At 73.6% G+C, this 11,643-nt stretch carries 8 protein-coding genes; 3 read left to right on the top strand and 5 right to left on the bottom strand.

From position 1 onward, the window contains the following. Positions 1 to 38 precede the first annotated feature (38 nt). Positions 39 to 1,721, bottom strand: coding sequence for a DUF4192 domain-containing protein (locus tag AC2TEW_RS26915; RefSeq protein ID WP_484625947.1), 1,683 nt, complete (start codon positions 1,719 to 1,721; stop codon positions 39 to 41). 241 nt (positions 1,722 to 1,962) lie between these two features. Between AC2TEW_RS26915 and AC2TEW_RS26910 the strand changes: the two genes are divergently transcribed. Both AC2TEW_RS26910 and AC2TEW_RS26905 read left to right on the top strand, forming a co-directional pair. Continuing rightward, positions 1,963 to 4,161 (top strand): RecQ family ATP-dependent DNA helicase, encoded by a 2,199-nt coding sequence (locus tag AC2TEW_RS26910; protein ID WP_484625946.1) that lies wholly within the window; start codon positions 1,963 to 1,965, stop codon positions 4,159 to 4,161. A 354-nt stretch (positions 4,162 to 4,515) separates the two neighbouring features. After that, positions 4,516 to 5,223, top strand: a complete 708-nt coding sequence (locus AC2TEW_RS26905; protein ID WP_484625945.1) for a hypothetical protein — start codon at positions 4,516 to 4,518, stop codon at positions 5,221 to 5,223. Positions 5,224 to 5,340: 117 nt separating this feature from the next. On the opposite strand, the gene AC2TEW_RS26900 is transcribed toward AC2TEW_RS26905, so the two are convergent. The 3 genes from AC2TEW_RS26900 to AC2TEW_RS26890 all read right to left on the bottom strand — a co-directional run bounded on the left by AC2TEW_RS26900 (position 5,341) and on the right by AC2TEW_RS26890 (position 7,619). Then, positions 5,341 to 5,901, bottom strand: a complete 561-nt coding sequence (locus AC2TEW_RS26900) for a hypothetical protein (RefSeq protein ID WP_484625944.1) — start codon at positions 5,899 to 5,901, stop codon at positions 5,341 to 5,343. Positions 5,902 to 6,138: 237 nt separating this feature from the next. After that, complete coding sequence (gene rnhB, locus AC2TEW_RS26895) at positions 6,139 to 6,843, bottom strand: ribonuclease HII (protein ID WP_484625943.1); 705 nt, start codon at positions 6,841 to 6,843, stop codon at positions 6,139 to 6,141. A gap of 125 nt (positions 6,844 to 6,968) precedes the next feature. Then, positions 6,969 to 7,619: a TetR/AcrR family transcriptional regulator gene (locus AC2TEW_RS26890; RefSeq protein ID WP_484625942.1), complete on the bottom strand. Its 651-nt coding sequence runs from the start codon at positions 7,617 to 7,619 to the stop codon at positions 6,969 to 6,971. A gap of 253 nt (positions 7,620 to 7,872) precedes the next feature. On the opposite strand from AC2TEW_RS26890, the gene AC2TEW_RS26885 reads away from it, so the two are divergent. Next, on the top strand, positions 7,873 to 9,417 hold the full coding sequence (locus AC2TEW_RS26885; protein ID WP_484625941.1) for an MFS transporter: 1,545 nt from the start codon (positions 7,873 to 7,875) through the stop codon (positions 9,415 to 9,417). A gap of 242 nt (positions 9,418 to 9,659) precedes the next feature. Here AC2TEW_RS26885 and AC2TEW_RS26880 read toward each other — a convergent pair whose 3' ends face one another. Beyond that, positions 9,660 to 11,054, bottom strand: coding sequence for a DUF4153 domain-containing protein (locus AC2TEW_RS26880; protein WP_484625940.1), 1,395 nt, complete (start codon positions 11,052 to 11,054; stop codon positions 9,660 to 9,662). Positions 11,055 to 11,643: the final 589 nt, after the last annotated feature.

The following is an 11,643-nucleotide window of genomic DNA, read 5'->3' as shown; positions in this document are numbered from 1 at the left end:
ACGCCTCACCGCGCGGTCCGCGACGCAGGGCGGCCATCTCAGGCACCCGCCGTGCGGTCCTGCGGGCGGCGCTGCGTGGGAAGGCGCAGCCTGCGGCGACGAGACGGGCGTCTGCGCGGAACGGCTCCGGTGGCGGCGGCCCGGCTGTCTCCGGCCCAGTCGTCGCCGGTGAAGTCTGCGCCTCGCTCAGCGGTCCGGCCGTCGGCCGTTTCCGCAGTGTGGGCCGAGGGCGGGGCGGGTGCCGAGGGCAGCCCCTCGGACGCTTCATCGCTGGATGCCTCATCGCTGCGGCCCCGGGTGACCTTGCGCCCGGCGGATGTCGTGTGGACGCGCGTCTCACGGCGTGAGGGAGAGACGGCTCCGGCCGGTCGGCCACCGCCCGGTTCGGCGGGACGGCGGGGCGGTTCGCCGCAGTCGCCGGGTGGTTCAGCCCGGCAGCCAGGCGGTTCGGCCCCATCGGCGGGCGGCGCGGCGCGGCCGTCGGGCGGCTCGACCCGGCCGTCGTGCGGCGCGGCGCGGCGGTTTCGCGGAGGCGGGCCGAGCGCGCCGGGTTGGTCCGGCAGGACGGCCCGGCCGGCCCGCTCCTGGCGGACGCTCTCCAGGAGTCTGTCGGGCAGCAGTCCGCCGTTGATCGATTCGTGCAGCAGCTGGGCGAGCGTGTACTTCGGGTCGATGTCGAGAGCCCGGGAGAGCACAATCCGGGCGGTGGCCGTGTCGCCCGCGAGCCAGGCGGTCCAGGCCAGCAGCGTCATCGGCGGCGGGGCGAGGTGCTCGAACGGGGGCACGCACCGTCGGCTGAGGAAGCGCCACAGCCGCTGGGCTGCGACGAGTTCGTCCGGCTCGGTGTACTCGGCCGCGCGGTCGCGCCCGAGTTTGTCCTGGAGGCCGACCAGCAGCCGGGCGACCCGCGTGGCGTCGATCGACCGGGCTCCGGCCCGGAATTCGGCGACGGCTCCGGCCAGCAGTTCGGCCGTCCGCGCCACCGCCTCCGTCCGCCCGCCGGGCGCGGCGAGCTCGCGGATGAAGGGAGCACCCGCCTGCTCGATCGCCTCACGCAACGCGTCCGCCTCCGGGTCGCCGACCGGGGCGAGGCCCGCCACGATCGCCTTCCGGCTGCCGCGTGGTGCGAGCCCCGCGAACGTGGCCGCAGCGGCCAGCGGACCGGGGCCGAGGTTGGAACGGATGGGTGTGCCTCCCGGGTCGCAGCAGCCGGACCCAGTGCACAGGAAGGACCACCAGCGCCCGGCGGACACGCAGAGCGACTCCTTCACGCCGACTCCCTCCCGCTCGAAGGCCTCGGACAGCGCGGCCGCGAGCGGTGCGAGGCCCGCGAGGACCCCGCGCCCCGGGCCGACCTCGGCGTCCGGATCGCGGCAGAGGTAGACCAGCACTTGCGCGGGCCGCTCGTCGCGGCGCTCGGAGAGTTCGACGAGCAGCCGGGCGGTATCGCCGGCCACTCGCGGCCAGGCGGCCGGTTCGTCGGGGATGTCGACCCGGATGACCCCGCCCTGCTGCAGCTCGGGCCCTTGCAGGCCGACGACGACGATGCTGTCGTCGGGGAAGAACCCGAGCAGGTAGGGAAGCATCTCGGCCATGTCGGCCGGACCCCTCATCCGGACGGGGAGCTGGCCCGCCAGCGGGTCGGCGCGGAGGCCCGGGAGCGGCCCCGGGACGGGGTCGGGCAGCGGACCGGGGGGCGTGGAGGTGCGTTCGTCGTTCATGGTGAGAAGCGTGGCGCAGTCCCGATGGGTTGCCCGAAGTTCGGTTTTTCCTGTGGACAACTCGGGGGGTCCAGCATTTGCTCACTCGTTCGGAGCAGCCCTTCCCACCCCGAACCGCACCACCGCCGGCTGACCAGTGGATCGATCAGCGGATCGGCCGATGATCCGGTGATCTGATGGCAGGGCCCGCCAGCCCGGCACCGTTAACTGTTTGTCCGCGACACGCGGTATTGATGGAGTCATGGACCAGCCCACATCGCACCACCCCGCCGAGCCCGTCGACCGTGCCGCCGTCCGGACCCGGGCCGAGGCGGTCCTGCGCGAACTGGCGGGTCCCTCGGCCACCCTCCGTGAGGACCAGTGGGCCGCCATCGAGGCACTGGTGGTCGACGGCCGGCGGGCGCTGGTGGTCCAGCGCACGGGCTGGGGCAAGTCCGCGGTGTACTTCATCGCGACCGCCCTGCTCCGGGGGCGCGGGTCCGGCCCCACCGTGATCGTCTCCCCGCTGCTCGCCCTGATGCGCAACCAGGTGGAGTCCGCGGCCCGGGCCGGCATCCACGCCCGCACCATCAACTCGGCCAACCCCGAGGAGTGGGACGGCATCCAGGCCGAGGTGTCGGCGGGCGCCGTCGACGTCCTGCTGGTCAGCCCCGAGCGGCTGAACAACCCCGACTTCCGGGACCAGGTGCTGCCGAAGCTCGCCGCGTCCACCGGTCTGCTGGTGGTCGACGAGGCGCACTGCATCTCCGACTGGGGCCATGACTTCCGCCCCGACTACCGGCGCCTGCGGACGATGCTGGCGGAGCTGCCGCCGGGCGTCCCGGTTCTCGCCACCACCGCCACCGCGAACGCCCGGGTCACCGCCGACGTCGCCGAGCAGCTCGGCACCGGCGGCTCCGACGAGCGCGCCCTGGTGCTGCGCGGCCCGCTCGACCGGGAGAGCCTGAGTCTCGCCGTCCTCACCCTGCCCGACCCCGCGCACCGGCTGGCCTGGCTCGCCGAGCACCTGGCGGAGCTGCCCGGCTCCGGCATCATCTACACCCTCACGGTGGCCGCCGCCGAGGAGGTCACCGCCTTCCTCACCGAGCGCGGCTACCCGGTGGCGTCGTACTCCGGCCGCACCGAGGACGCCGACCGCCGCAGCGCCGAGGCCGACCTGCTGGCGAACCGGGTCAAGGCCCTGGTCGCCACCTCCGCGCTCGGGATGGGCTTCGACAAGCCCGACCTCGGCTTCGTGGTGCACCTCGGCTCGCCGGGCTCCCCCATCGCCTACTACCAGCAGGTCGGCCGGGCCGGCCGCGGAGTCGACCGGGCCGAGGTGCTTCTGCTCCCGGGCCGCGAGGACGAGGCGATCTGGCGCTACTTCGCCTCGCTCGGCTTCCCGCCCGAGGAGCAGGTCCGGCGCACCCTCGACGCGCTCGCCGAGGCGGGCCGACCGCTCTCCACGGCCGCCCTCGAACCGCGGGTGGATCTTCGCCGGGCCCGGCTGGAGACCATGCTCAAGGTGCTGGACGTGGACGGTGCGGTGCGCCGGGTGCGCGGCGGCTGGACCTCGACCGGGCAGCCGTGGGCGTACGACGCCGCGCGCTACGCCAAGGTGGCCGAGTCCCGCACGGCCGAGCAGGGCGCGATGCGCGAGTACGCGACGACCTCCGGCTGCCGGATGGAGTTCCTGCGGCGCCAGCTGGACGACCCCGAGGCCGCGCCGTGCGGCCGTTGCGACAACTGCGCGGGCCTGCGGTACGGCCCCGAGGTGTCCGAGGAGTCGCTGGCAGCCGCCCGGGCCGCGCTCGGCCGTCCCGGGGTCCTGTTCGAACCCCGGCGGCTGTGGCCGACCGGTATGGAGGCCATCGGGGTGTCCCTGAAGGGCCGGATCCCGGCGGGCGAGCAGGCCGAGACCGGCCGGGCCCTCGGCCGGCTCTCCGACATCGGCTGGGGCAACCGGTTGCGGGCGCTGCTCGGCGACCAGACCCCGGACGGGCCGGTGCCCGCCGACGTGTTGGACGCGATGGTCAGCGTGCTGGCGGACTGGGCCCGCGGGCCCGGCGGCTGGGCCGGTCCGGCTTCGGACGACGGAACCCGTCCGGCCCGCCCGGTCGGGGTGGTGACGATGCCCTCGGCCACCCGGCCGACCCTGATCGGGACTCTCGGCGAACGACTGGCCTCGGTCGGGCGTCTGCCCCTACTGGGCAGGCTCGAGTACGCCCAAGGACAGCCGCCGCACGGCCCCCGCAGCAACAGCGCACAGCGTCTGCACTCGCTCTCCGGGACCCTGGTGGTACCGCCCGACCTGCGGTCCGCGCTGGCGGCCACGCCCGGTCCGGTGCTGCTGGTCGACGATTCGGTGGACTCCGGCTGGACGGTCACCGTCGCAGCACGGCTGCTGCGCCAGGCCGGGGCCGACGCGGTACTGCCCCTCGTCCTCGCCGTGCAGGCCTGAGCACCCGAGCCGGAGCGCGGCGTCGGTGGCCGTCCCCCGGCGACCACTGCAGAAGCCGGTGCCCGGGAGACCGGCACCGGCGAAGCGGGCCACTTGACCGTCCACTCGAAGGCGGCCCGTCGGGGCGGCCGCCCGAACTGATCCCTCCGTCATCGAATGGCGCCACCGGCACGGTGGAATATATCCGGCAGAACACCGGCTTTCGGGCGGCGTCCGTCATTTCATCGTTGCCGCTCGACCCGGTCTGACCCGAGAATTGGACGGTATCCACAGCCCGGTCCGCGGACCAGGCCCTCGGCGTACGCCCGCACCTGCGCGCCTGCGGGCCCGGGAAGGAGGATCGTGATCAACGGTATGGACCGAGGTCAGACCCCCTGCGACGGCGCGCGGACGATCGACCTGGAGACCTGGACCGGGTCCGGCGTGACACTGCCGGGAGCACCGGGCGAGTTCGTCGCCGAACTGCACCAACGGCACCTCCCCCAGCCGGGCACGAGCGTGCTCGCCGTGCTCGACCCGGTGGACCGGGTGGTCGCGTCGGCCTCGTTCACCGGTAGACCGCACGCCACCGACGGCTGGCACCACCGCAACGCGATCCTCGGCCAGCTGCGCCGGATCACCCCGCACGACCTGCGGCTGGCCACCCCCGTCCGGACGGCGGTGCTGCTGCGCTGCCGCGAGGGCGGGCCGGAGTGGACCGAGCAGGACGGCGCCTGGATGTGGGCCCTGCGCGACGCCTCGGCCCTGCACGGGCTGCGCTGCGGCGCCTACCTCACCCTGACGCCCGCCGGGTGGCACTCGCTCGGGGACGGCCGCAGCGGCGCCGAGCCGCACTCCGGGTCCTGGGTGGACGGTCCGATGCGCACCGTGACGGAGTTGCCCACGTGGGTCGCGCGGGACGCGGAGGCCGCCCGGTGGCCACTGTCAGCCGGCACCCCGGGCCGGACCGGCCGACCGGCCCCGGCGAGCCGGCTCGGCCCGGCCCGGTCGCTGGGCCAGCTCTCGTCGTCCGGCCCGGTGGCACCGCTTGACGCCGTCGTCCGTCGCTCCGCCGCCCGCTGACCGGCGCCGCCGCATCTCACACTGATGGAGACCTGAAAAGGGACGAAAAGCCTGGTCCCCCGGACCTGGGTCCGGGGGCCACGCCGTCAGGCACCTGTTCAGGGCGTCATCGTCGGATCAGGCGGGAACGGGGCGGTCGGAGGGCTCCGGCAGGGCGGGAGTCGCAGCGGCGGTGTCGCCGCAGACCACCAAGAGGGCCGCCGCGTGGCCGAGTGCCTTGCGGGCCGCCTGCTCGATCCGGGCGGGGCGGGCGTCGTTGACGACGAGCACCACGACCTCACGCCGCAACGGGCGGTCGGTGTCGGCGTCCGCGTAGAAGACGTCACCGCCCTCCGCCAGCTGGGCCCAGTAGGCGCTCTCGCCGAACGACAGCTCGTGCCGCTGCCAGGGGTGGGCCCCGCCCACCGTCAGGACCAGGATGTCGCCGGGGCTCCGGCCGGCCTCCAGCAGCCCGTCCACCACGTCGTCGGCGCGCTCCAGCGCCTGGGCGGGGGCCGTCGGGACCAGCTGGACGGCCGGCCCGGCGGGCGCGGTGGCCGAAGCAGTCGGGGCGGGTGCGGCGGGCCGGGCGGCGGGGCCGGGCTTGGGGATCCGGGCGTTTCGGACCGGCGGGCCGGGACGCGGCGGCGCCGGGCGCGGGGGCCCGGGGCGCGCCGTGGACGACTGACCCGCGGGCACAGCGGCAGGCGTGCGAGAGGCGGATACGTCCGGCTTGCGGGGGGAGGGAACGCCGGGGCCCGGGAGACTGTCGTGGATCTCCGGATCCTCGGGGAAGACTGGCATACCCGGATATCTATCAAACGCCGGTCGGATGCGCACAGGCGCCCCACGGTTTGGACACGTGAATCCGGGCCGGCGGCTCCCGTCCACGGCCCTCGGGCGCTGACAGGGCGTCGCCGAAGTGAACGTCAGCCGTCAGAAACCCAGCGCGAGTTGTTCGCCCCGCGCCTCGTCCGCCGACTCGGCCGCCTCGACCGCGCGGACCCGCTTGAGGTGGCGCCAGCGGGGCAGCGCGTCGAGGTAGGCCCAGGACAGCCGGTGGTGCCCGGTGGGCCCGTACTCCTCCAGTGCGGCGCGGTGCACCGGGGACGGGTAGCCGGCGTTGTCCTCGAAGGCGTAGGCGGGGAGATCCGAGCCGAGCTCGGCCATCAGCGCGTCCCGCTGCACCTTGGCCAGCACGGAGGCCGCGGAGACGCAGACGCACGACTGGTCACCCTTGATCACCGTACGGACCTGCCAGGGGCCGCCCAGGTAGTCGTGCTTGCCGTCCAGGATGACCGCGTCCGGCCGGACCGGGAGCGCCGCGAGCGCGCGGTTGGCCGCGAGCCGCAGGGCGGCGGTCATGCCGAGCTCGTCGCACTCGAGCGGGGAGGCCTGGCCGATGGCGGAGGCCACCACCCAGTCGGAGAGCACCGGAGCAAGCGCGGTGCGGCGCTTCTCGGTGAGCAGCTTGGAATCGGTGAGACCCTCGGGCGGGCGGCGCAGTCCGGTCACCGCGGCACCCACCGTGACCGGACCGGCCCACGCTCCTCGCCCGACCTCGTCCAGACCGACCACCACGCGGGCGCCGGCCCGTCGCAGCGAGCGCTCGACGGAGTGGGTCGGGGGGTCATAGGGCATGGTTCGGTCCGTTCGCTTCGGTCTGGCAGATCCCAGCCTACGGCCTCGCCGCGGCGCGCCCGGACGGCCGGCAACCGCGGCGGCCGGCCGCCCGCCGGGCAGCAGCTGTCAACGGCCACCGGGGGTCAAGGCCTGATCATCGGGAGCAGCACCTGCTCTGCCAGCTCCGTGCAGAACCCGGCGTCCAGCGGGCCCTCGCAGACCTTCGCCCGGTACAGCATCATGGCCGGCGCGACATCGGCGACCAGCGACGTGGCCGCCCCGCGCCGGACGTCACCGCGCTCCTCGCCACGGCGGAGGATGGCGAGGATCGCACCGGTGACCGGCCCGATCACCCGGTCCAGCACGAAGCCCTTGAACGGCAGGGCCTGTTCGTGGTCGAGCTCGGCCATCAGTGCCCGCATCGCGGTCCCGGCCCGGGAGTTCATCACCTCGCCGAGATGGGCCATGAGCTGCACCAACTCCGCCCGGACGGACCCGAGGTCGGGGATGTCCGTAGGGGGTGGGAGAGTTGAGCCGAGGGCGTCCACGACCAGATCGGCCTTGGAGGTCCAACGCCGGTACAGCGCGGCCTTCCCGGTCTGCGCGGCCCCGGCCACCCCCTCCATCGTCATCCGCGCGAACCCTCCGGAGGTGAGCTGGTCGAGCGCCGCCTCGAAGATCGCCACCTCCAGGGCCCGGCCGCGCCTGCGCCCGGCTCCGGCCGCGGGGCCCGCGTCGGCCGGAGCCCCCGAGCCCGCCGGACCGGTGGTGTCCCGCCCAACCGCCTGATTCATCATCACCAATCCTAGAGAACGCTTGCGTTCACAATAGTCGATCCACTATCGTCCTGCATAGTGAACGCACCCGTTCACTCGCACGGGGATGCACGGCTCCGGGCTGCTCCCTGCCCACCGCGCCGACCCACGGGCCCGCAGCCCCGGAGGTCGGAGGGTCGGCAGACCACGAGCCGGTCCGGGACGACCCAGCGCAGCACCACCCAGTCGAGCACCAATCGAACAGCAGTAGCCAGCTACAGGGGGACCAGCAATGGCTGTATCGGAAACGCTCAGCAAGTCCGCTCCACCCGGCGCCGCGAAGCGGCAGAACAAGGGTCTCGCCCTCACCGTCATCGCCGCCACGCAGCTGATGGTCGTCCTCGACGCCACCATCGTGAACATCGCACTGCCGCACATCAAGCTCGCCCTCGGCTTCTCCGACACCAGCCTGTCCTGGGTGATCAACGCGTACACCCTGGCCTTCGGCGGCCTGCTGCTGCTCGGCGGCCGGATCGGCGACATCCTCGGGCGCCGCCGGGTCTTCATCGTCGGCGTGCTGCTGTTCGGCCTCGCCTCGCTGATCGGCGGCATCGCACAGGACGCCGGCATGCTGCTGGCGGCGCGGGCCCTCCAGGGCATCGGCGGAGCCATCTGTTCACCCACCGCATTCGCCCTGATCGCGACCAACTTCGAGGAGGGCCCCGAGCGGAACCGCGCCTTCGGGGTGTTCTCCGCGGTGGCCGGCTCCGGCGCGGCGATCGGCCTGCTGGCCGGCGGAGCGCTCACCGAGTACCTCGACTGGCGCTGGGTGTTCTTCGTCAACGTGCCGATCGCGATCCTGATCGCCGTCGCGGCACCGCGCTTCATCAGCGAGTCCGAGCGCCAGGACGGCCGCTTCGACGTGCCGGGTGCGCTGGCCTCGACCCTCGGCCTGGTCGGGCTGGTCTACGGCTTCATCCGGGCCGCCTCCGACGGATGGAGCGACGGTCTGGCGCTCGTCTCCTTCGCGGCCGGCATCGTCCTGATCCTCGCCTTCGTGGTGATCGAGCGGCGCACGGACCAGCCGATCACCCCGCTGCACCTGTTCCGCAACCGCAACCGCACCGGCGGCCTGATCATGATGCTCTGCCTGGCCGCGGCCATGTTCGGCATCTTCTTCTACATCACGATCTTCGTGCAGACGGTGATCGGATACAGCCCGCTCAAGGCAGGCGTGGCCTTCCTCCCGATCAGCGTGGCCATCATCATCGCCGCGCAGATCGCCTCGGCCTTCCAGGCCAAGTACGGGCCGAAGCTGTTCATGGCGAGCGGCGCGCTCCTGGTGACGGTCGGCCTCACCTGGCTGACCCAGCTCAAGGCCGACAGCGGGTACGTCACCGGGGTCCTCGGCCCGACGGTCGTGTTCGGCTTCGGCATGGGCCTGATCTTCGTCCCGGTCATGCTGCTCGCGGTCGCCGGCGTGGCCGGCCACGAAACCGGCGCGGCGTCGGGTCTGCTCAACTCCACCCAGCAGATCGGTGGTGCGCTCGGCCTGTCCATCCTGACCACGGTGTTCAGCTCCGCGGCCAAGGACGAGTCGAAGGCCCAGTTCCCGGACTTCATGGCCCACGCCACGCCGGAGCAGGCGGCCGCCGCCAAGAGCGCCGGCTTCCCGGTCGGCAGCCAGTGGTACAGCGCGGTGCTGGCCCACGGCATCGGCCAGGCCTTCATCGTCGGCGCCGCGCTCGCCGTGGTCGCCCTGCTGACGGCGCTGTTCGTGGTCAAGGCCAAGGCGAGCGACCTGCCCTCCGACGGGGCCGCCGGGATAGCCATCTGACGGTCCGCCGTCGGCGAACGAGGGGCTCGCACACGGCCCCTGTCGCACACCGACGGCGGACGTGCCCCCCGGCACGCCCGCCGTCGGCCCGGACCACGGTGGCTCAGGCCCCCAGCTTCCAGCCCACAACCCTCGGCCCCCAAGACCCCGACGCCAAGACCCCTGCCCCGCCCCCAGCCCCAAGACTCCGGCCCAATGGCGCCACCCCGCCGGTCCCGCAACACCCCCACGGGCCCCGCCGCTTACGGGTACTCGTCGCCCGTCCGAATACCCAGCCGCCGGCAGGCCTTGGACGCGTCCTGCGAGACCGGGCGGTCCCGCAGGATCGCTCGGGCCCGAACCTCGGAGAGACTCGTCGCGTACCAGGGTGCGTCGTCGGCCAGGTCCCCACTGATCAGTTCCAGGGCACACGCCCGCCGGTCACCGGTGAGCCGGTCGAGCGCCGGGACGGCGTCGGCGGACAGGCTCCGCAGGTAGTCCACGTCGACCTTGCCGGTCCGCTCGTACCGGGCGACGTTCTGCTCGGCGATCAGCGAGTCGGGTGTGATCAGGCCGAGCACCGCAGCGCCTACCACGGCGCTGAGCACAACGGCCCTGGGCAGCCAGCGCTGGGAGCCGAGCAGGACCGCCACCACGATCAGGACGAACACCACCCCGAGCCAGAGCTCGACCGCGGCGACCGAGACCCGCAACCGGGTCAGCCCGAAGGCATCGACGTACAGATGCATGCGGTACATGGCCGAGGCCACCACGGCGACCGTGAGCGCACAGAGGACGCTCAGGAGCACCCGCACCATCAACCGGTCCGTCGCCGTCGCACGCGGCGCCCACCGCGCGGCGAGGACCACCACGGCAAGGGTGAGCACGATGACCCAGAGCAGTTGCCAGAATCCCTCCCTCGCGAACTCCGCGGGAATCACACCGGGCTTGGTCCTGACCGCGTCCAGGCCACCCCCGAAGACCGCAACCGCCTGGACGGTCACGAAGACGCCGAACAGCAGGCTGAGCGCCGTCATGGGCAGCACCCACTCCACCAGGCTGCGGGGCTTGCCCGGGGAGATCGGCAGCCGGTCCCACCGACGCGGGGACGCGACGGTGTGTGCCGCCCCCAGCGCCACCAGCAGGCCCAGCACGAAGAGCAGGACCCGCAAGGGCAGGTCGTCGACGTCGATGCTGGGCGTCAGGTCGCCCAGCAGGTTCGCCACCGTCTCGTCGGCGCTGGCGAACAGTGCACCGAAGACGACCAGCAGGCCCACCGAGACGGCCACCGCCTTCAGGACCGGCACCACCCGGTTGCGGGAGGGAAGGTTGTCCGTCCGCAACCCGGCTGCGGCCCACGGCACGGAGGTCATCAAGTGACCCCAGAAACCCACCGCTCCGAGCAGGACACCCGCCCACCGGGTGCCGCCGTGCAGGGCCAGCGACCCCACCCCGGCGGCCACGAGGACGGCCACCGCTATCGGCCAGGCCGCGGCACTGACCGCCGGAACGATCAGCAGACCCAGCGCGGAGACCGCCCAGACCAGCGTCCAGGGCCGGGCCCGCCGCTGGGCGGACCGCGCCGTCAGCGCAGCCACTCCGGCCGCGGCGATGGCGCAGATCAGCAAGTTGACGCCCAGTCCGTCACCGAGCAGCACAGCCGTGACCACTCCTGCGCCGATCCCCGCCAGGGCAACCCAGGGGCCGGGAGAGGCGGGCTTCTGCGGCTCGGTCGCTTTGACCCAGGCCGGCGGTGGTGTCTGGGGGTACGGCGAGCGGTACGGGTTCATCTGCGGCGGGACCGGAGGCCGCCCGGCCTGCGGCCCAGCGGCCCGCGGCGCAGCGGCTCGCGGCGCAGCGGCGCCGGCAGAAGCTGCGGCCCCAGCAGGCCCGGCCCCCGTAGCCCCGAACGGCTTCGGCGCGGGCACCCCCACAGACCCACCCACGGACGCGGCCCCGGACGCCGACGCGGACCCCGTCCCGGAAACAGGCCCTGCCACGGACGCAGACTCGGCCCCAGCACCGGCCCCGGCCCCAGAAACCCCAACACCCGGCTCAGGTGCCCCGACACCCGGCTCGGACACCTCGCCCCCGGGCTCCGGCGGAGTAGGCGGATTGGACGACGACGTGGAAATGACTCCCCCTCAGGACGACCGGGCACGTCAGAGCCTCGCCGGAGGCCCGGGCGGAGGCCCGGTACGTGCGAACCCTGGCGACTCTAGGCCCGAACCGATCGTTCTGAACAGG

This window comes from Kitasatospora sp. NEAU-CNBT7 (genome assembly GCF_057220535.1).
This window is presented reverse-complemented; position numbering and strand designations above follow the sequence as displayed.